The organism is Bacillus sp. B28 (genome assembly GCF_029536185.1).
In the GTDB taxonomy this organism is placed as follows: domain Bacteria; phylum Bacillota; class Bacilli; order Bacillales; family Bacillaceae; genus Bacillus; species Bacillus halotolerans.
The window spans coordinates 1,263,354-1,283,239 of the sequence record NZ_CP120511.1; the positions used below are offsets into that span (position 1 = coordinate 1,263,354).

Genomic DNA, 19,886 nt, shown 5'->3' on the forward strand with positions numbered 1-19,886 from the left:
ATGAAACCGCGCTTATCCCGGCGCGGTTTCTTTAGTGCTTTGAACGAAACATACGTTTGGTTTTTGTGCAAGAAAACAGCCCCAAGCATATACACGCCTGCGGCTATTTTTCACATGATTGGTATTCATCAGAACTGCTGGTGAGGGACTGCCAAAACATTCCGTGCTTGGCCTCTACTTTGGCAACCTTTTTAGCAAACGCCAATTTTTTCATTTCCTTTTCTACCTCTTCAAGACTCAAATCATATACAAGAGCGATTTCCTTAGAGGCAACGAAACGGAAATATTCAATAAAACATTCCAGAGGCGGTGTTTCCGACGGCTTCGGCTCGTCGCCAAGCATCTCAAATAAGATTTCTTCATATACATGATATGAATAGCTGCCGGGGACCTTAAGTCCTTCGTCTTCATGCTGCGTATTAAAAAACGTCAGCGTCGGGGTGGCTGTAACATCCATCTCAGCCGCGATTTTCATGTCACATTGAAGCGCCTTTACCGCGCTTTGGGAGTGAAGGTCTTTTTGAAATTCCTCGAGATCTAGGCTTGTTTTTGACGCTATTTCCAAAAGCACGTTTTCATCCGTAATATTCTTCTTCGAAACGAACAGACTCTCTTGCATATTCCGAAGAAATTGCATACCGGCTCTTCTTCCTTGAAGTTCGGCTGCCTTAAATGCGAGAGCGGCCATATATGGAGAAGAGAGCGGCTGACCTTGCTCAAACCATACACTGCCGTCACACGGCATACCGGAGCGGCTAGCGATCTTTTCCCAGGCTTCTGCCAGAAGATGTTTTTTACGTTTCTTATTTAACGCTGTAAGGCTTGCGGATGCGATGATGCGTAAGGTGAAAAAACGCCCGTATCTGATTTTCATTTTTTTTATGACAGGCTCTAAGGACCAGCATTCGGGACATAAAGGGTCAACAAACATGTAGATTTCCAGCGGTTTTTTTGGATCGCCGTGGCAATGGGCGAAGTATTGCTCATGCTGATAGTTTGTCAATATGATCGATCCTCCGCTTCTGTTTGATTCACCATATGCCTTGCTGTCAACTCCAGCCGGCCAAACAAAAATTCACGAATATCGCCCTCTAGTCCTACATGGTCCATTGCGTCTTTCATACAGCTGAGCCACGCATCGGCCCTCTCGTTTGTAATTGGAAAGGGTAGATGTCTTGCCCTGAGCATGGGATGGCCGTGTTCCTCAGTATAAAGGGGAGGCCCGCCTAAATACTGTGTCAAAAATTGCTTCTGTTTCCTGGCCGTTTCTGTTAAATCGCTCGGAAATATGGGCTTAAGCAAAGGATGAGACGCGACACGCTCATAAAAAGTATCAACAAGTTGCGATAGAAGTTCTTCTCCAATCGCTTCATAAGGTGCGTTAAACGATTGTCCCATGTTGACTACTCCTTTAAATATGGCTAATAGGAATCATAATTCCTATTGCAAAAAGTTATTTTCTGTATTTATTTCAATTCATCTATGATTTATTTTAGCAACAAGGCATCATTTCTACAAACAAACTGCCTTTTATGTGCTTGAAGACAGGGTTCGGCTTTAGAGCCGGGTTTGTATTTCATATCATATCACATACAAATCATGAATGTGTAAGATTTCACTCCGCAAAAAAACCGGAGGGCAAGAGCCGCTCCGGTTACGCGTAATAGGTTGCTGTTATTTTTTTTACATAGTTTTGAGTTTCTCTGAAAGGCGGAATGCCTCCGTATCGATCAACGTTTCCCGGTCCGGCGTTATAAGCTGCTAACGCCATGGATACATTGCCATCATATTTATCCAGCATTTGTTTTAAATACTTCGTTCCGCCCTCAACGTTTTGCTGCGGATTAAGCGGATTGGAAACGCCAAGTGAGGTTGCTGTTGACGGCATCAGCTGCATTAAGCCCATTGCGCCTGCACCGCTGACGGCTTTTGCATTAAAGCCTGATTCCTGTTTGATGACAGCGCGGATTAATTTTTCATCGACTCCGTATTTGTCAGAGGCTTTTTTTATAGCGCTGTCGATTGAGAAGTCACCCGAACTGATGTTTTTATTCTCTTGTTTGTTTGAGGAGACATCAACAGCGGCTGTTTCAGTGCTTTCACTCGCTTTTGTCATTTGGCCGACATTACCGTTTGAATAGGAGGTAAGCCCGTAAGCTGAAAGCAGTGACGGCGATGTCCCGTAAACGCTGTTCAGCTGGCTGAGCGGGCTTGAAGATGCTGCTGACGCTGTTGTTTGCTGGGACAGTCCATTTGTATATTGGCTGAGCAAGGAGCTGAAGCTTGAAAGCGGGCTTTCGGCACTTTGACCGCCCGTGCTGCTTGCATTTGATATAGACTGTAATGCCTGAAGCTGAAGGAGAGCCGCCCAATTCGTTACGTTCACTATGTCATTCCACCTTATATAGACTTTCGTTTTTCTTCATAAAAACGCTGAATTTTATTTTTGGTTTCGCGCAGAGGAATACTGAATTGCTGAAGCAGCTTTTCAAAGGCCAGTTTGCCTTCATGCCAGTCAGCCGCCTCAAATTCGATTTCATAATCCTCTTTATTTAAATATCGGCTGTGATCTAAAACTATTAAACCTTTTTCTGTTTCTTTTTCTGCACGATTTGTTGCTAAAGATCCAAAATAATGAATGGCGTCTGTATCGATGTGAAGCTTCTTCAGCTGGTCCTCGACAGGGCCTTTCGGAATCGTGAAACGTGTAAAGTCGGATACGCCGGAAAGTTTCTGGTGGGTTTCCAGAAGTCCGACTTCAGCCGGTTCTTTTAACGTCAGCACATACTCGCCATTTTTCTTGCGTATTCGAAGCGCCGCATGTTTTTGTTTCAGTGCGAAGCTGTTTGTATCAAAATAGTGATTCTCTTGATTTGTAAATTCTTTTTCTGTCAAGTGCAGTGCTGCAGCTATGTTTTCAAATTCATGTTTTGTCAGCAGATTTTTAAATTCAATTTCAATTTCTTGGCTCATGATTGTCTTCCTTTCAGCTCTGTAAATCTCATTTTTACTATTATCTCTTTAGATGTTTGGTTTATCAATATCGAGCTTGATATGATAAAATGAATCTGTACTTTGTTTATAAAGGAGAGCATTATGCAAAACAGAATCGAAATCTTAAATGCAACACTATCGGACGATGAGCTTCGCCTTACCTGTGAGACAGAAGGGAACGAAGCAGAACGCAAGCCGTCAGGTCAAATGCTTGTTGATTCTGACAACATTGCTTTTGTATACATACTTGAATTAGCTGATTCTTTTGAATATGTCATGATAAAGGAACATATATGGCCTGAACTGAAGCAGGCCCATGATCAAAGAAAACCGATTGTTTTAGAGGCAGGGAAGGAAAGCATTGAGCTGTCAGGCCTCTATGAGGAGCTGGAGTATCTTTTAGAAAATATTAAAGATAATGCGAACTACGGAGAAGAAATGGAAGAAAAAGTGAAACGCGTATTTCTATAGAAACTGGTGCTGAATTGGGGGATGTATGATGGATGACAAGCAATGGGAGCGTTTTTTAGTGCCGTACCGCCAGGCTGTTGAAGAATTAAAAGTGAAGCTCAAGGGGATCCGCACGCTTTATGAATATGAGGATGACCATTCACCGATTGAGTTTGTGACAGGACGCGTCAAGCCTGTGGCGAGTATACTCGAAAAAGCCAGACGGAAAAGCATACCGTTACATGAAATTGAAACCATGCAGGATATCGCAGGCCTTAGGATCATGTGCCAATTTGTCGATGACATCCAATTTGTAAAGGAAATGCTGTTTGCCCGAAAAGATTTCACCGTTGTGGATCAGAGAGATTATATTGCAGAACATAAAGAGAGCGGGTATCGGTCATATCACCTTGTCGTGATGTATCCTTTGCAGACGATATCCGGAGAGAAACATGTTCTTGTTGAAATACAGATCCGTACACTGGCGATGAATTTTTGGGCGACCATTGAGCATTCATTAAATTATAAATACAGCGGAAACATTCCTGAAAAAGTAAAACTGAGGCTCCAGCGCGCTTCTGAAGCGGCTTCGCGGCTTGATGAAGAGATGTCGGAGATCAAGGGTGAAATACAGGAAGCTCAAGCTGCCTTTTCTAGAAAGAAAAAAGGAAGCGAGCATCAATAGGTAAAGGGGAAGAAAAAGCATGAAATTTGCCGTATCGTCAAAAGGAGATAATGTTTCTGATACGCTGAAAAGCAAAATACAGGCGTATTTATTGGATTTTGACATGGAACTGGATGAAAATGAACCGGAAATCGTCATTTCAGTCGGGGGCGACGGGACGCTTTTATACGCTTTTCACAGATACAGCGACAGGTTAGATAAAACAGCTTTTGTCGGCGTTCACACGGGTCATCTTGGGTTTTATGCGGACTGGGTTCCTCATGAAATTGAAAAACTAGTGCTCGCAATTGCGAAAACACCGTATCATACTGTGGAATATCCGCTCCTTGAAGTGATAGTGACCTATCATGAAAATGAGCGAGAGGAAAGATATTTGGCGTTAAATGAATGTACGATTAAAAGCATAGAAGGAAGCCTTGTGGCGGATGTGGAAATCAAAGGGCAGCTCTTTGAAACGTTCCGAGGCGACGGCCTTTGCCTGTCAACGCCTTCCGGGAGCACAGCCTATAATAAAGCGCTGGGCGGAGCGATTATCCACCCATCCATCAGAGCGATTCAGCTTGCGGAAATGGCATCTATCAATAACCGCGTATTCCGGACGGTCGGATCACCGCTCCTTCTCCCTTCCCATCATGATTGCATGATTAAACCGAGAAACGAAGTTGACTTTCAAGTAACAATTGACCATTTAACCCTGCTTCATAAGGATGTAAAGTCCATCCGCTGCCAGGTTGCATCCGAAAATGTAAGATTTGCAAGATTCCGTCCGTTTCCGTTTTGGAAAAGAGTCCAGGATTCATTTATCGGAAAAGGTGAGTAGAAAGAGGACGTATCGTGGAGCAATTTATTATTGAAAAGAACATCACTTCCGCTGAAGACGGAATGACCTTAAAGGAATATGCAGGCGAGCTGGGGATTTCGAAACGCCTGCTGACCGACATCAAGTTTAGCGGAGGAGATCTTCTCATTGATGGTGAGCATGTGACTGTTAAATACGTATTGAGAGAGGGAGACCTTCTTGTTGTAAAGTTTCCTGAGGAACAGGTGAGCGAGACGCTTTTGGCCGAGCCTGTTCCGCTCGATATTCTGTATGAGGATGAACACGTGCTTGTGATAAACAAACAGCCGTATGTGTCATCTATTCCGTCGCGAGAGCACCCGGCGGGAAGCATCGCAAATGGCATCATCCATCACTACCAAAAAAACGGAGTGCGGGCCACGGTTCACCTTGTCACCCGGCTAGACCGGGACACGTCAGGTGTCATGCTGATTGCCAAGCATCGCTTTGCCCACTCCATTTTATCGTCGGCGCAAAAAAACGGCCTTGTGAAACGCAGATATGTTGCGGTTGTGCATGGACATATGACAAAGACAGAGGGAAAGATAGACGCCCCGATTGGCAGACATCCTGACAGTATCATTGAACGGATGGTGACACCGGGCGGTCAGAAGGCTGTTACTCACTTTCGTGTCACACGTATAACAGATGACTTAACCTCGGTGGCATTGCAGCTTGAGACAGGGCGAACCCACCAGATTCGCGTCCATATGAGCTATCTCGGACATCCGCTGTGCGGCGATACGTTGTACGGCGGAACGAGACAAAAGATTGACAGGCAGGCGCTGCACAGTGAACAGCTGTCGTTTATCCACCCGCTGATGCAGGAGAAAATGACGTTTCATGCGGCTCTGCCGTACGATATGCAAGAATTAGTTAAAGGAGATAATCATTAAAACGATTCTCTCCTTTTTTATATGGGGCGAAATCTAGATTCGTCATAGGGCATAGAGCTTGGAACGGAGACTGTCTCCAGTTCGGGAAAACGCAAGGCCGTCAGTTCATTCCCAAACACACAGCCCGTATCAATGTTAATGGTGCGATTTATGATGCGGGGCTCTTTAACAGGTGTGTGTCCGTATACAACCCATGCTTTCCCGTTATAGGCGGCGGCCCAATCCCTCCTGACGGGTCTGCCGTCCGGATACGTTTCACCCGTCACATCGCCGTAAAGCACAAAGTCCTTTACTCTCCTCGTGTTTTTGCCGATATCGTCAGCCTTTATGCCAGCATGGGCGACAACCAATTCTCCATTATGTAAGATGTCGTAAAGCGGCGCAGTTTCATAAAGCTTCATAAATTGTTCGCTGACTTTTCTTCTTTCTTCTTCAGAAAGTGCTTTAAGCTCTGCCGCAGTTGTTTCAAGACCGTGCATCACTTTAACGGGATTTCCTTTTAAGTAGCGGTACAGCTTGTTGCAATGATTTCCCGGGACATAACGCACTGCTCCTTGTTCATAAGCGCCGGCTACAAAGCGGATGACTTCAATTGATTTAGGGCCTCGGTCTGTCAAATCCCCGGCAAAAACAAGCATCCTGCCTTCATCATGTACAGGCAATCCATTTTTTATTGTGTATCCAAGTCTTTCTATCAGGGCTGTCATTTCATCGTAGCAGCCATGAATATCGCTGATAATATCGTAGTAAGCCATGCAGCATCCTCCTTACTCATGATTTTATTTATTATGAAGCAAATTGCTGTGAGTCATCACCAGCTTTTATGTGCAAATTATAGAAGAATCATTTTCTAAAAAAAAATGAGACCTTATTACTTTATTTTTCATCATTACCCTTGTTAAAATCGCGTTATGTTTTTTTAAAAGGAGGTTCAGATTATGGCGCATACATCTGTCGCATCATTAGTTGTCGTACTTATCGTTGCATTTCTAACTCCCATCCTTTTGCATCGGTTTAAACTCAGCATCCCTGTTGTAGTTGCTGAAATTATTATGGGATTGATTATAGGAAAAAGCGGTCTTAATTTAGTTGTGGAGGGTGATACTTGGCTGCAGACGCTCTCTATGCTCGGATTTATCTTTTTAATGTTTTTAAGCGGGCTTGAAATTGATTTTTCATCCTTTGAGAGAGGAAAGAAAAAGCAGTTTCTGCAAAACGGCAAGGAAGCACCCAATACATTTGCCACAGCATCCATTATTTTTATCGGTATTTTTATTTTATCATTGCTGCTGTCCTATGGGTTCGTCTTGGCCGGATTTATCCAAAATGCTTTTTTAATGACGCTTATTATTTCTACGATTTCGTTAGGTGTTGTTGTTCCAACCTTAAAGGAAGAACGGATCATGGATTCAAACATCGGGCAGATTATCCTGCTTGTTGCTGTGATTGCTGACTTGGTCACTATGATTCTTCTTGCTGTATTTTCTTCTCTATACGGAGAGGACAGCGGAAACATGTGGCTCTTGATGATCCTGTTCGCAGCCGGAGTAGTGCTCTACTTCTTCGGCCGGGTCTTCAAACACCGTTCTTTTGTTCAGTCCATGTCAAAAGGGACGATCCAGATCGGGACTCGTGCTATTTTCACCTTAATTATCGTACTGGTGGCTCTGTCTGAATCACTGGGGGCAGAAAATATTCTCGGCGCTTTCTTAGCGGGCGTGCTTGTTTCCCTGCTCTCGCCGAACAAGGAATTGGTTCAGCAGCTTGATTCCTTCGGCTACGGGTTCTTAATACCGATTTTCTTTGTGATGGTCGGTGTAAAATTGGATATTTGGACACTTTTTCAGGACCCGAAAATTTTAGTGATGATTCCGCTGCTGCTTATGGCGCTGTTAGTAAGCAAGATTCTTCCTGTCCTGTACTTGAAGAAATGGTATGATAACCGCACAATATTGGCGTCTGGTTTCCTGCTGACATCAACGCTCTCTCTTGTGATTGCCGCTGCGACAATCGGCCAGCAGCTTCATGTCATCAGCGCGAATATGTCAGGAGCGCTTACGCTGGTGGCGGTTATTGCAAGTATTTTTACCCCAGTCGGTTTTAAAAAGCTGTACAAAAAACAGGAGCAGCCGGAGGAGAAAAAGAAGATCACATTTATCGGCGCTAATCAAATGACACTGCCTGTGACACTTGAATTGCCTGAGAGCGAGTATGAAGTGCGTGTCGTGCACGTTTATCAAGAAAACGCTGAGGAAAAGCTGTCAGACTCAGTATTTTCCGTCGAAACGATTTCTGATTATGAGCATCAAACCCTTGAATCACTCGGTATATTTGATACAGAAATCCTTGTAGTGGCGACAGGGGATGAAGACATGAATACGGACATCGCATTATACGCCAAAGAAAAAGGAACAGAAAGAGTCATTGCCAGCACCGGATCACCGGAGAACGAAGCGAAATTGAAAGAGCAGGGCATCAGCATCTTTTCCATCTTGCTGTCGACCAAAACGCTGCTTCGCGCGCTGATAGAAGCGCCTGGCGTCATGAAACTGCTCACGAACCAGGAGTCTTCGCTGTATCAAATTAATATGGAAAACAGCAAATACGATGGCGTGATTCTCCGTGAATTCCCTTTAACAGGCGACGTGATTTTTGTCAGGATTTTCCGGGGTGTGGACAGCATCGTTCCTCACGGCGATACAAGACTGAAAATCGGAGACCGCTTAATTGTCACCGGATCACGCGGGTACGTAACGGATCTTAAGAAAACATTGGAAGGATAATATCTTGACCAAATAAGGATTCGTGTTAATATAGAGGTGCAGAACAATTCAATATGTATTCGTAAAACCACTAGGGGTGTCCTTTATAAGGGCTGAGATAAAAGTGTGACTTTTAGACCCTCATAACTTGAACAGGTTCAGACCTGCGTAGGGAAGTGGAGCGGTATTTGTGTTATATAACTATGCCAATTCCAAACCACTTTTCCTTGCGGGAAAGTGGTTTTTTTATTTTTCAGACAGGGGGAATGACGTGTGAAGTTTTCAGAAGAATGCCGCAGTGCAGCCGCAGAATGGTGGGAAGGCAGCTTTGTCCATCCGTTCGTTCAGGGGATCGGTGACGGAACGCTTCCGATCGACCGCTTTAAATATTACGTGCTTCAGGATTCTTACTATTTAACTCATTTTGCAAAGGTGCAATCGTTCGGAGCCGCTTATGCGAAGGACCTTTATACAACGGGACGTATGGCCAGCCATGCTCAAGGTACATATGAAGCGGAGATGGCGCTTCATCGCGAGTTTACGGAGCTTTTGGAAATCAGTGAGGAAGAACGGAAGTCATTTAAGCCATCTCCTACCGCTTACTCCTATACATCCCATATGTACCGTTCGGTTTTGAGCGGGAACTTTGCAGAAATCTTGGCAGCTCTTCTCCCGTGCTATTGGCTTTATTATGAGGTTGGTGAGAAATTGCTGACATGTGATCCGGGGCATCCGATTTACCAGAAGTGGATTAGCACATACGGCGGTGACTGGTTCAGACAGCAGGTGGAAGAACAAATTAACCGCCTGGATGAGCTGGCGGAAAACAGCACGGAGGAAGTGCGCACCAAGATGAAAGAGAATTTCGTTATTTCGAGCTATTATGAATATCAGTTCTGGGGTATGGCTTATCGAAAAGAAGGCTGGTCAGACAGCGGCGTAAAAGAGGTGGAAGGGCTTGGAGCTGCACGCCATAACTGATGACCGCAAGCCGGTTGAAGATCTAGTGAGATCAATTATAGCTATTCAGGATGAGGTTGATTTCATCCATATTCGTGAACGGTCTAAATCGGCGGCTGACATTTTGAAACTGCTGGAGCTTATTTCTGAAGGCGGTGTTGATAAGCAAAAGCTGGTGATGAATGGCCGGGTTGATATTGCGCTTTTTTCAAATATTCACCGCGTTCAGCTGCCGAGCAGCAGCTTTTCGCCGAAACAAGTAAGAGCCAGATTTCCTCACCTGCACATTGGGCGATCGGTGCATTCACTGGAGGAAGCGCTTCAGGCAGAAAAGGAAGACGCTGATTATGTTTTGTTCGGCCATGTGTTTGAAACGGATTGCAAACAAGGACTTGAGGGCAGAGGCGTGTCTTTGCTTTCAGAAATCAAACAGAGGATCTCGATTCCGGTTATTGCAATTGGCGGAATGACACCTGCCAGATTAAGAGAAGTGAAACAAGCAGGTTCAGACGGTATCGCTGTCATGTCTGGAATTTTTTCTTCCGATGATCCTTTGGAAGCTGCCAGACGATATTCCCGCAAGCTAAAGGAGATTCAGTATGAAAAGGCATTATGATGCAGTTGTCATTGGAGGCGGAATCATTGGTTCCGCGATAGCTTATCAGTTGGCAAAAGAAAAGAAAAACACCGCATTGCTTGAAAGCGGAACAATCGGCGGCAGAACAACAAGCGCCGCGGCAGGGATGCTTGGCGCCCATGCTGAGTGCGAGGAGCGGGATGCGTTTTTTGATTTCGCCATGCACAGTCAGCGTTTGTATCAGGCTCTTGGAGAGGAGCTGTTTGCCTTATCCGGCATTGATATCAGAAGGCATGATGGCGGTATGTTTAAGCTTGCATTCTCAGAAGAAGACGTGTCACGCCTGAGACGTATGGACGATTTGGATTCTGTCAGCTGGCATACAAAAGAAGAAGTGCTGGAAAAAGAGCCGTATACGGCCGGTGAGATTTACGGGGCGAGCTTTATTCAGGACGATGTTCATGTTGAGCCTTATTTTGTATGCAAGGCATACGCTAAATCGGCTAAAGCGCTTGGTACGGAAATTTTTGAGCATAATCCTGTTCTCGATGTGACACGTGGCGGTGAATCCATTTTGGTCAAAACAGCGTCCGGTGACGTGCATGCAGACCATGTCGTGGTTGCCAGCGGGGTCTGGAGCGGGATGTTTTTTAAACAGCTCGGGTTGAACCAGTCATTTTTTCCTGTAAAAGGAGAGTGCTTGTCTGTTTGGAATGATGATATTCCGCTGACAAAAACACTTTATCATGATCATTGCTATATCGTACCGAGAAAAAGCGGCAGACTGGTTGTCGGCGCGACGATGAAGCCTGGTAATTGGAGCGATAAGCCGGATCTTGGCGGACTTCAGTCGGTTATGGAAAAAGCGAAAACGATGCTGCCGGCGATTCAGAATATGAAGGTTGATCGTTTTTGGGCGGGTCTGCGTCCGGGGACAAAGGACGGAAAACCATACATTGGCAGACACCCTGAGGACAGCCGCATTTTATTTGCGGCGGGCCATTTCAGAAACGGGATTCTGCTTGCTCCTGCAACGGGTGCTTTAATCGGTGATCTCATGATGAATAAAGAGGTCAAGGCAGACTGGCTGCACGCCTTTCGAATTGATCGCAAGGAGGCGGTTCAGATATGATGCTTCAGCTGAACGGTAAACAAGTTGAGTGGGATAGAGACACAGGTACGATTCAGGATCTGCTTGCGTCTTATCAGCTTGAAAATAAAATCGTGATCGTTGAAAGAAATAAAGAAATTATCGGCAAAGAACAATATCACGAGGTAGAGCTTTCTGATCGTGATGTCATCGAAATTGTCCATTTTGTAGGAGGCGGATGAGAATGTTAACAATTGGCGGGAAACAGTTTCAATCAAGGTTGCTGCTGGGCACGGGAAAATATCCATCGTTTGACGTTCAAAAGGAAGCGGTGGCTGTTTCAGAGTCTGATATTTTAACTTTTGCTGTGCGGAGAATGAATATCTTTGAAGCGTCTCAGCCTAATTTTCTGGAGCAGCTTGATTTATCCAAATATACGCTTCTGCCAAATACAGCAGGCGCCAGCACGGCGGAAGAAGCAGTTCGAATTGCACGGCTCGCGAAGGCATCCGGGCTTTGTGACATGATTAAAGTTGAAGTCATTGGGTGCAGCCGTTCCTTGCTGCCCGATCCTGTGGAAACGTTAAAAGCGTCTGAACAGCTTCTTGAAGAAGGATTCATTGTACTGCCGTACACCTCGGATGATGTGGTGCTGGCGAGAAAGCTTGAAGAGCTTGGTGTTCATGCCATTATGCCGGGGGCTTCTCCGATTGGATCGGGACAGGGGATTTTAAATCCTCTGAATCTGTCATTTATCATTGAACAGGCGAAAGTGCCGGTCATCGTGGATGCCGGAATCGGATCGCCAAAAGATGCGGCATATGCAATGGAGCTTGGAGCGGACGGCGTACTGCTGAATACAGCCGTATCAGGCGCGAACGATCCGGTGAAAATGGCACACGCCATGAAGCTCGCAGTAGAAGCAGGACGTCTATCTTATGAAGCAGGCCGCATTCCAGCCAAGTCATATGGGACGGCAAGCAGTCCGGGAGAAGGTCTTCCTGTATGACGGACAGGTATTCCAGACAGGAGCTATTTGCTCCAATCGGCCGCGAAGGCCAGAAGAAACTGAGAGAGGCGCGCGTTGTGATCATCGGCGCCGGCGCACTGGGAACAGCCAGCGCAGAGATGCTGGTGAGAGCGGGAGTCGGATCGGTGAAAATCGCCGATAGAGATTACGTCGAATGGAGCAATCTGCAGCGCCAGCAGCTTTACACAGAAAATGATGTCAAAAAGGAACTGCCGAAAGCAGCAGCTGCTGAGCAGCGTCTTCGTTCCATTAACAGTGATGTGGATGTGACCGGACTTGTCATGGATGTCACAGCAGAAAACGTATCGGAGCTGATTCGCGGCGCATCAATCATTGTAGATGCCGCCGATAATTTTGAAACCCGGCTCATTGTTAACGATGCTGCGGTGAAAGAAGGCATTCCGTTTCTTTACGGCGCTTGTGTGGGGAGCTACGGTCTCGCGTTTACTGTATTGCCGGGAGTAACACCCTGCCTTCATTGTTTACTCGATACTCTTCCGATTGGCGGTGCGACATGCGACACAGCCGGCATTATCAGCCCGGCTGTTCTGCAGGTTGCTGTCTTTCAGGTGACAGACGCCCTGAAACTGCTGACGGGAGAGGAAGGCGAGCCCGTGCTGCGCTCCTTTGATCTGTGGAAAAATGAGCGGTCAGAGGTAAGAGCAGCGGGACTTAAAGATGACTCGTGTCCAAGCTGCGGGACAAAGGATTTTCCGTTTTTATCATACGAAAACCAAACGAAAGCAGCAGTATTGTGCGGCAGAAACACGGTGCAAATCAGATCCTCTTTCACAAAAGAAGCAGATCTTGACGTGATGGCGGGACAGCTGAGGCAGGCGGGGCTAGAAGTAGCAGCGAATCCGTATTTAATATCCTGCCGCTCGGATGACATGAAAATGGTGCTGTTTAGGGACGGCAGAGCATTGATCCATGGAACAAATGATATTGTCAGGGCAAAATCCATCTATCATAAATGGATCGGGTAATAAAAGGAGTGTAGTTTGATGAGTATATATAAAGCTTTGACGATCGCCGGCTCTGACTCAGGCGGCGGCGCGGGGATACAGGCAGATATTAAAACCTTTCAGGAGCTTGGTGTATTCGGAATGTCTGCCATTACGGCGGTAACTGCTCAAAATACACTTGGCGTCCACGGCGTGTATCCGCTGACTGCAGAGGCATTGAGAGAGCAAATTGACGCTGTGGCGGAGGATTTGAGACCGGACGCGGTAAAAACAGGAATGCTTTGGAATGCAGAAATGATTGAAGAAGTGGCAAGGAAAATTGATCAATACGAATTAAGCCGGGTGATCGTTGATCCGGTTATGATCGCAAAGGGAGGGGCGTCCTTGCTGCGCGATGAATCAATCGTTACGCTGAAGGAGCTGCTGATTCCAAGAAGCTATGCGATCACGCCGAATGTGCCGGAAGCAGAAGCGCTGACGGGTATGGTGATCCGTTCGCTTGATGACCGGAAGAAAGCTGCGGAACAGCTGGTGAAGATGGGTGCGCAGCATGTGATTATCAAAGGCGGGCACCAGCCTGAGGACCATCACATTACTGACCTTCTTTTTGATGGAAACATGTTTATGCAAATCAGCCATCCTTATATCGATACGAAGCATACGCATGGCACAGGGTGCACCTTTGCTGCGGCTTTAACAGCTCAAACCGCTAAGGGAGACAGCATCCATCAGGCATTCGAGATTGCTGCCAACTTTGTCCGCGAAGCTGTGGAAAATACGCTCGGCATCGGATCGGGCCACGGACCGACAAATCATTTCGCTTTTAAACGAAACAGTATAAAAATAAACCGATGAGACCACCTGCTTATGGTGGTCTCTTTCATGTTTGACTTTGGTATGCGCTTTTCATCTGGACAAGGTTATGATATGATAGGTATTAAGATCAGGTACTAATACTATGTCTTTAACAAATATAGGAGGCTTTATACATATGAATTTTTCACTTGAAGGCCGCAACATTGTTGTTATGGGAGTAGCTAACAAACGCAGTATCGCTTGGGGAATTGCGCGCTCTTTACATGAAGCGGGCGCACGTTTGATTTTCACATATGCAGGTGAACGTCTGGAGAAATCTGTTCATGAACTCGCTGGAACTTTGGAGCGAAACGATTCCATTATCCTTCCTTGCGACGTGACAAACGACGCGGAAATCGAAACTTGTTTCGCAAGCATTAAGGAGCAGGTCGGTGTGATCCACGGTATCGCCCATTGTATCGCGTTTGCCAACAAAGAAGAGCTTGTCGGCGAATACTTAAACACAAATCGTGAGGGCTTCCTTCTAGCTCACAACATCAGCTCATACTCACTGACCGCTGTCACAAAAGCGGCGCGTCCGATGATGACTGAAGGCGGAAGCATCGTAACGCTGACTTACCTTGGCGGAGAGCTCGTTATGCCGAACTACAACGTGATGGGTGTAGCGAAAGCTTCTCTTGACGCAAGTGTGAAGTACTTAGCTGCTGACTTAGGAAAAGAAAATATCCGCGTTAACAGCATTTCTGCCGGTCCGATCAGAACATTGTCTGCTAAAGGCATCAGTGACTTCAACTCCATCTTAAAAGACATCGAAGAGCGTGCGCCGCTACGCCGCACGACTACACCTGAAGAGGTGGGAGATACAGCAGCATTTTTATTTAGCGATATGTCCCGAGGCATCACAGGTGAAAATCTTCATGTTGATTCAGGTTTCCATATCACTGCCCGCTAAGCAGATTCACCATCAAGCAGTCCCAAATAGGGATTGCTTTTTTATTTCTTCTGATTTTCAGCATTCTGTCATATAGATAGAATATGACAGAATCGGAGGGATGAAGATGTCTAATAAGAAAAGAAACGCGGAAAAAAAACCGCTCATGTATATTGTTCAGCCGGATTATATGGAAACACGCTCGTCCATGCAGGAGATCGTCATTAAAAGAAAAGCCAAACCGGCTCCGACAAAAGCAGAGGAACAGCCGGTTTATCATGAAAAAGAGCGGGAAGACATTCAGGTAAAAGGTGCCATTGAAACAGAGGAAAAAGAGCGGGAAGACATTCAGGCAAAAGATGCTCAGCAAACAGAGAAAAAACAGGCAGAGGAACAAGTGAGTCAGCAAAAACAAGAGGCGAGAGAGCCGGAGAACCAGAATAAGCAGCAGGAACCGTTAGAAGAGCCGCAGGCAATTGAAGACACCGCCAAACAGCATCCTCAGGAAGCGGAAAAAAAGGAAGAGCCTGCACCTGAAGCCCGTAAGCCTGAAAAGGAACCGGAGGCCGTTCATAATGCAGCTAAAGCTGAAGAAAAGACACCGCCGGCCAGAAAAGTGAAAAAACCGATGAGCAAGATGTCCATCCATGAAAAAATCGACTTTTTAACAAAACTGCCGCATAACATGCCGAGAGCGCTTTGTCTGATTGAAGCCAATGGGAAAACGTACAGAGGCGTGATTGTCGGAAGAAGAAATGATTCCGTTCTGCTTCGGACGACCGGAAACGGCGCTCCGACTGAGCTGGCGATCGATGATATCACATCTCTGCACCCGTTAGGTTTTTAATGAAAGCAAAAAGCTGCCCGGCAGATCGTTCCGGCAGCTTTTTTACATAGAGAAAAGCCTGCAAATCTGCAAGCTTTTCCGCCTTATCATGAATGATGATGTGTACGATTGATTAAACGGGGATTTAAGCAATTGATCGCGCAGAAGCAGTCTAAATCCACTTCAATGCAGTAGTGCGTTTTTTCAAGTCGGAACACTTCACAAATCGTGTCTTTATCGGTGAAGTCCAAAATGTGTTTATGTTCGTCAAAAGCGATTAATAAGGATAGCGTTGCGCAGCTGCCATGAACTTTTTCCACTCTAAAAAATACTGTATTAAAGCAAGGTCCGTTATCCAGCTCGCCGACATTACCGAAGGCGACTAAAGGCTTTGATTTTGATGTAAATATTGCAAAAGGCACTGTATCGCCTAATGAATGGCTTACAGACAAAAGCTTGGAGTGGCAGCCGGCCGGGCAATCCTCTTCAACCGCATTTTGCAGATCTTCAATTTGTTCTACCGCTTCACGCACGCAGCTTGATGTTTTCTGGCTCATATATTATCCCTCCTGCCTTGTGATTTTGAGACTGGCGAAATGATGGAGAGTCAGCTGCCTCACTTTCGAAGCAGCTGAATGATTTGCACTTGTAATAGAGCTTGGAAGGGGATTCCTCTTTACAAGTGTTTATCCATTGTGATGATGCTTTTTATCCTTATGAGGCGAAGTTCTGTCAACTAATTCTGGTGACAGGCATTGAATCGCACAGAAGCATCCGAGATCCACTTCGATGCAAAAATCTGTTTTTTCGAGCCCGAAGAAATCTGGGTCACAAGGGTGGCAAACACTTAAGGTATCGCCTTTGACATCGACCGGGCGTAAAATAGAGAGTGTTGCACAGCAATCGCATAATTTTTCAACGCGGAAGAAAATGGACTCAAAGCATTGCATATCATCCACAAATCCCCCCACGTTTCCGAATGTGGAGAACAATCCGCCTTTTTTATCAAAAACGAGAAACGGAATTGTGTCTTTTCCAGCAATCGTCGGGTTTAAAAGGTTGGTATAGCAGCCAGTCGGACACTGTTCTTCAACTGCCTCCTGCTCTGCTAAAATCTTTTCCACTGCATCGCATACACAGTTCTCATGCCGGCCATGGGTTTTTCCGCAGCTCATTGATTTCAGCTCCTTCTTATAGGGTATTTGACTTTAGTCCTTAACAACATATGTACTCGTGCCTCACTTGGTGTGGGTGAACGTCTATATATTCATCATATGCTGGGAAAATAAGAAAAAGCAGAGCGTTTTTAGCTCTGCTTTTAGAGTTAGAGGACGAGTGTGATGGCTAAGAGTGCCACAAGTGTGTTAGTAGCTGTGGAAACCAATGTTGCTATATCAGCATCTACTGTTGTGATATTTACGCCCCGGGAGCATTCGATGAGAAGTTTTTGGCGGTTTACTTGTTTGTTAGCTGAAAGCTGCAATAAATCTTGTGCGACTAATTCGGCGATTACTCCGTCTGCAATGGATGTGAGAGCTACTGTTAGGACAGCTGCATTAACCGCCGTTACAACTGATGTTACGGCTTGAACGTCTGTAGATGAAACGTTGATATCACAAGAGTCTCTGATAATAATTGTTTCATCGGAGACTTGTTTATTGAGATTTGCCTGAGCCAGATTTTGGTCAATGAAGGCGTTGTCGTTGCCAAAAAACCCATTATCATTACAGCAAACATCGCAATGACATTTTCTTTCTTCTTTTTTATCTTTTTCTTTTTCGTCTAACGGATGGTCACAGTCAGGATCAAGTGCAACCCAAGAGTATGGTCTGCTTTCCATATCTATTCCTCCTTTTCTTTTACTGTTATTAAATGAGCGAGCCTCATACTTTGACTGAGGCATATATCTTGATGAAAAACCCTATTTTTTATGATTGGTTTGAATTGTTATTGTTTTGCCGTCTTTGTCTGAGCTGTTCAATTAATTGCTCTCTGCGGCTTAGCGGTTTTTCGGTCTTTTTCTCTTGCGCGGCGGCTTCTTCTTTTTTCTTCTTTTGATTTTCAACTAATGCAGCTGATTTAGCCTGCAAGTCTTTTACCAGATTCAAGAGCATTTCTTTTTCTTCATCTGATACCTTTTTCATTTTGTCTTTCGTGACACCGTGTTTAAGAAAGATGTTTTGAACAAGCATTTTCGTCATTGGATCAGCTTCCGGAAGCTTTTCAAGCTCTTCTTTGATTTTATCGTTATCTGACATTTGTTTTCACCTCGGCTTTTAAGTTTATGAAAAGAAAGGGTTAAAGGACGTCGATTTCAAGGAGAATGCTGTTAAGCACCTGAAGCAAAATTTGTACAAAGGTTATTATTTCGTCGGCAGATAAAGTAATTTTGATATTTCGGCTATTGATAATTTTAATGATGGTTCTTTTTTTGATTTGGGAATTATCGAGAATGAGTATTTCGCTTGCTACTGCGTCAGCTAAATCCTCGTCGGCGATGACGAGCTGTGTTGCCAGGATAATCATTGTTGTCACCAAGGCTTGTATAGAAAGGGCAGCTGTTATATGTGACGTATCTATTGTGATATTTTCGCAATCAATGACTTCGATCTGCTGCTCGAATTCGCTAGATAATTGCTCAAATATTTCAGGATGCAGGGATTCAACTTTTTCTTCAAATGACATAACCTTCACTCCTTTCTTATCCATACTGTATATAATGCAGAACAAGTGCAGAGCGGAATAAGAAAAATAACCAATTTTCAACAGGACAAGATACAAATTCATGAAAGCTAGGGTTTCTGCATATATGTGAAGGGGATGATGAAAGGAGTGAACCAGTGGTTATCAATTGGCTGTCTCTTTTCCTTCTTTCGCTTGCGGTCTTCCGGCTCGCGCGTCTTTTCGTGTTTGACACGATTATGGCGCCGCTTCGCAGTCTGTTTCATGAAGAGAAGGAGGAAAAGGATGCGGACGGGAACATTGAAACGTATATTGTCATAAAGGGAACGGGTGTGAGGGCGTTTATCGGTGAATTGCTGAGCTGCTATTGGTGCACAGGCGTGTGGTGCGCCGGCTTTTTGATTTTATGCCAGGCCTTTATTCCAGTGGCGGCCCAGTGGCTGGTTTTACTGCTGGCGATCGCAGGGCTGGCCGGTATTATTGAAACCCTTGTATCAAAATGGCTGCAGGAATGAGGCATTCCCACCAGCAACTTTCCGTCAGTATCCGCATAAAGTAGCATATATGACATAAGGAAAGGAAGGGATCAAAGTGAATCAATTTAACAAACCTTCCCAAAAAACTCCATATACAGATTCATCGTATCAAACAAAAAAGATCAAAAAGAAAGGCTGCGGGTGCGGCAGTAAAAAGAAAAAACCTCAATAGCCTGACACTGACAAGAGACCGGAGATGTCCGGTTTTTTGTTTTTTTAACAATGCTGATTCGCTCAGCATATGTCATGAGAGGGGGGATCTCATGAACGAGTTTGAAAAATTCATAGAGGGCAGGTATGGACCGCACGATCAAAAGCAAAACAAACATGACAAGACAATCAAACATATTGAAAAGGAACTGGCTTTATTTGATGAAGCCGGCCTGTCGTTTGAACAAGAAATTGAAGAATTGGCTGAAAAGACGGAAGACTTACTGAAAAAACGGCAGGCTCAGCATGATCCATCATAAATCCGCAAACGCCCTATGCGGATATCCAAGCCGATCATGATGTCTCACATAGTGTATAGAGAGTAAAGGAGGTGCTTAGTTATGGGATTTGGTTACGGAGGCGGCTGCTACGGCGGCGGTTATGCTGGAGGATATTCAGGCGGTTACGGTTCAACATTCGTTCTTGTGGTCGTACTGTTCATTCTTCTCATCATCGTAGGTGCATCTTTTTTTAACTACTAAGAAATGAATGAAGGAGGAAGTACGGATGATTTCCGTGCTTCTTCCTTACATTGTGTACCCTTTGCTGCTTTTTAAATCAGTAACTTATTTTTGATTGCAAATCATCACATTATGCGTAAAGCGTTCATACAATACTGTATTACTCCGCCAAAAGGA

27 protein-coding genes and 1 riboswitch are annotated in these 19,886 nt (G+C 45.1%); of the genes, 17 read left to right on the forward strand and 10 right to left on the reverse strand.

Annotation, left to right across the window (positions count from 1 at the left end):
- Positions 1–103: 103 nt before the first annotated feature.
- The 4 genes from spxH to P3L57_RS06220 all read right to left on the reverse strand — a co-directional run bounded on the left by spxH (position 104) and on the right by P3L57_RS06220 (position 2,973).
- Entirely contained in the window at positions 104–1,003 is a 900-nt protein-coding gene (gene spxH / locus P3L57_RS06205) for a protease adaptor protein SpxH (RefSeq protein WP_069486380.1), read from the reverse strand.
- Positions 1,000–1,398 carry a globin domain-containing protein gene (locus P3L57_RS06210; RefSeq protein WP_010333756.1) on the reverse strand — a complete coding sequence of 133 codons (399 nt, stop codon included), beginning with the start codon at positions 1,396–1,398 and terminating at the stop codon, positions 1,000–1,002. The genes spxH and P3L57_RS06210 overlap by 4 nt, the downstream gene beginning before the upstream one ends.
- A 256-nt stretch (positions 1,399–1,654) precedes the next feature.
- Positions 1,655–2,386, reverse strand: a complete 732-nt coding sequence (locus tag P3L57_RS06215) for a bifunctional muramidase/murein lytic transglycosylase (protein ID WP_264798362.1) — start codon at positions 2,384–2,386, stop codon at positions 1,655–1,657.
- A 14-nt stretch (positions 2,387–2,400) separates the two neighbouring features.
- Positions 2,401–2,973: a CYTH domain-containing protein gene (locus P3L57_RS06220; RefSeq protein ID WP_024120928.1), complete on the reverse strand. Its 573-nt coding sequence runs from the start codon at positions 2,971–2,973 to the stop codon at positions 2,401–2,403.
- 123 nt (positions 2,974–3,096) lie between these two features.
- On the opposite strand from P3L57_RS06220, the gene P3L57_RS06225 reads away from it, so the two are divergent.
- Genes P3L57_RS06225 through P3L57_RS06240 form a run of 4 tightly spaced genes read left to right on the forward strand, consistent with a single transcriptional unit; the run spans position 3,097 to position 5,863 of the window.
- On the forward strand, positions 3,097–3,465 hold the full coding sequence (locus P3L57_RS06225; protein WP_024120929.1) for a UPF0738 family protein: 369 nt from the start codon (positions 3,097–3,099) through the stop codon (positions 3,463–3,465).
- Between the two features lie 28 nt (positions 3,466–3,493).
- Complete coding sequence (gene yjbM, locus P3L57_RS06230) at positions 3,494–4,129, forward strand: GTP diphosphokinase (RefSeq protein ID WP_024120930.1); 636 nt, start codon at positions 3,494–3,496, stop codon at positions 4,127–4,129.
- A 19-nt stretch (positions 4,130–4,148) separates the two neighbouring features.
- On the forward strand, positions 4,149–4,949 hold the full coding sequence (locus P3L57_RS06235; protein ID WP_010333761.1) for an NAD kinase: 801 nt from the start codon (positions 4,149–4,151) through the stop codon (positions 4,947–4,949).
- Between the two features lie 14 nt (positions 4,950–4,963).
- A complete protein-coding gene (locus P3L57_RS06240) occupies positions 4,964–5,863 on the forward strand; it encodes an RluA family pseudouridine synthase (protein ID WP_069486382.1) in 900 nt (299 codons plus the stop codon).
- A gap of 17 nt (positions 5,864–5,880) precedes the next feature.
- Here the strand turns inward: P3L57_RS06240 and prpE are convergent, their stop codons facing one another.
- Positions 5,881–6,618, reverse strand: coding sequence for a bis(5'-nucleosyl)-tetraphosphatase PrpE (gene prpE, locus P3L57_RS06245; RefSeq protein ID WP_059336261.1), 738 nt, complete (start codon positions 6,616–6,618; stop codon positions 5,881–5,883).
- 183 nt (positions 6,619–6,801) lie between these two features.
- Here prpE and P3L57_RS06250 point away from each other — a divergent pair, with 183 nt between their 5' ends.
- The 10 genes from P3L57_RS06250 (at position 6,802) to cotO (ending at position 15,841) form a co-directional block, all read left to right on the forward strand.
- Positions 6,802–8,646, forward strand: coding sequence for a monovalent cation:proton antiporter family protein (locus tag P3L57_RS06250; protein WP_044156372.1), 1,845 nt, complete (start codon positions 6,802–6,804; stop codon positions 8,644–8,646).
- Between the two features lie 62 nt (positions 8,647–8,708).
- Positions 8,709–8,817: riboswitch (TPP riboswitch) on the forward strand.
- A gap of 81 nt (positions 8,818–8,898) precedes the next feature.
- On the forward strand, positions 8,899–9,606 hold the full coding sequence (tenA, locus tag P3L57_RS06255; RefSeq protein WP_069486384.1) for a thiaminase II: 708 nt from the start codon (positions 8,899–8,901) through the stop codon (positions 9,604–9,606).
- A complete protein-coding gene (tenI, locus tag P3L57_RS06260; protein ID WP_044156370.1) occupies positions 9,584–10,201 on the forward strand; it encodes a thiazole tautomerase TenI in 618 nt (205 codons plus the stop codon). Before tenA ends, tenI begins: the two co-directional genes overlap by 23 nt.
- The gene (gene thiO / locus P3L57_RS06265) at positions 10,185–11,294 is read left to right on the forward strand and encodes a glycine oxidase ThiO (RefSeq protein WP_069486385.1); all 1,110 of its coding nucleotides are present in this window, start codon (positions 10,185–10,187) and stop codon (positions 11,292–11,294) included. Before tenI ends, thiO begins: the two co-directional genes overlap by 17 nt.
- Positions 11,294–11,494, forward strand: a complete 201-nt coding sequence (gene thiS / locus P3L57_RS06270; RefSeq protein ID WP_081638285.1) for a sulfur carrier protein ThiS — start codon at positions 11,294–11,296, stop codon at positions 11,492–11,494. Before thiO ends, thiS begins: the two co-directional genes overlap by 1 nt.
- Positions 11,491–12,261 carry a thiazole synthase gene (gene thiG, locus P3L57_RS06275; RefSeq protein WP_083244452.1) on the forward strand — a complete coding sequence of 257 codons (771 nt, stop codon included), beginning with the start codon at positions 11,491–11,493 and terminating at the stop codon, positions 12,259–12,261. Before thiS ends, thiG begins: the two co-directional genes overlap by 4 nt.
- Positions 12,258–13,268 (forward strand): thiazole biosynthesis adenylyltransferase ThiF, encoded by a 1,011-nt coding sequence (thiF, locus tag P3L57_RS06280; protein WP_069486387.1) that lies wholly within the window; start codon positions 12,258–12,260, stop codon positions 13,266–13,268. The genes thiG and thiF overlap by 4 nt, the downstream gene beginning before the upstream one ends.
- Positions 13,269–13,286: 18 nt before the next feature.
- Positions 13,287–14,102, forward strand: a complete 816-nt coding sequence (thiD, locus tag P3L57_RS06285) for a bifunctional hydroxymethylpyrimidine kinase/phosphomethylpyrimidine kinase (protein ID WP_069486388.1) — start codon at positions 13,287–13,289, stop codon at positions 14,100–14,102.
- A gap of 136 nt (positions 14,103–14,238) precedes the next feature.
- A complete protein-coding gene (fabI, locus tag P3L57_RS06290) occupies positions 14,239–15,015 on the forward strand; it encodes an enoyl-ACP reductase FabI (protein WP_059336253.1) in 777 nt (258 codons plus the stop codon).
- 100 nt (positions 15,016–15,115) lie between these two features.
- On the forward strand, positions 15,116–15,841 hold the full coding sequence (gene cotO, locus P3L57_RS06295) for a spore coat protein CotO (protein ID WP_083244453.1): 726 nt from the start codon (positions 15,116–15,118) through the stop codon (positions 15,839–15,841).
- 86 nt (positions 15,842–15,927) lie between these two features.
- Here cotO and cotZ read toward each other — a convergent pair whose 3' ends face one another.
- The 5 genes from cotZ to cotV all read right to left on the reverse strand — a co-directional run bounded on the left by cotZ (position 15,928) and on the right by cotV (position 18,505).
- A complete protein-coding gene (gene cotZ, locus P3L57_RS06300) occupies positions 15,928–16,377 on the reverse strand; it encodes a spore coat protein CotZ (protein WP_024120943.1) in 450 nt (149 codons plus the stop codon).
- A 129-nt stretch (positions 16,378–16,506) separates the two neighbouring features.
- Positions 16,507–16,995, reverse strand: coding sequence for a spore coat protein CotY (gene cotY / locus P3L57_RS06305; protein ID WP_003239243.1), 489 nt, complete (start codon positions 16,993–16,995; stop codon positions 16,507–16,509).
- 149 nt (positions 16,996–17,144) lie between these two features.
- Positions 17,145–17,660 (reverse strand): spore coat protein CotX, encoded by a 516-nt coding sequence (gene cotX / locus P3L57_RS06310; RefSeq protein ID WP_069486389.1) that lies wholly within the window; start codon positions 17,658–17,660, stop codon positions 17,145–17,147.
- Positions 17,661–17,748: 88 nt separating this feature from the next.
- Positions 17,749–18,078 (reverse strand): spore coat protein CotW, encoded by a 330-nt coding sequence (cotW, locus tag P3L57_RS06315; protein ID WP_069486390.1) that lies wholly within the window; start codon positions 18,076–18,078, stop codon positions 17,749–17,751.
- 40 nt (positions 18,079–18,118) lie between these two features.
- The gene (gene cotV / locus P3L57_RS06320; protein WP_014476456.1) at positions 18,119–18,505 is read right to left on the reverse strand and encodes a spore coat protein CotV; all 387 of its coding nucleotides are present in this window, start codon (positions 18,503–18,505) and stop codon (positions 18,119–18,121) included.
- A gap of 155 nt (positions 18,506–18,660) precedes the next feature.
- Between cotV and P3L57_RS06325 the strand changes: the two genes are divergently transcribed.
- From P3L57_RS06325 to P3L57_RS06335, 3 genes are all read left to right on the forward strand, one after another.
- Complete coding sequence (locus P3L57_RS06325) at positions 18,661–19,017, forward strand: DUF1360 domain-containing protein (RefSeq protein WP_044156358.1); 357 nt, start codon at positions 18,661–18,663, stop codon at positions 19,015–19,017.
- A 284-nt stretch (positions 19,018–19,301) separates the two neighbouring features.
- Positions 19,302–19,508: a hypothetical protein gene (locus P3L57_RS06330; RefSeq protein ID WP_059352740.1), complete on the forward strand. Its 207-nt coding sequence runs from the start codon at positions 19,302–19,304 to the stop codon at positions 19,506–19,508.
- An 81-nt stretch (positions 19,509–19,589) separates the two neighbouring features.
- On the forward strand, positions 19,590–19,730 hold the full coding sequence (locus P3L57_RS06335) for a YjcZ family sporulation protein (RefSeq protein WP_010333783.1): 141 nt from the start codon (positions 19,590–19,592) through the stop codon (positions 19,728–19,730).
- Positions 19,731–19,886 lie beyond the last annotated feature (156 nt).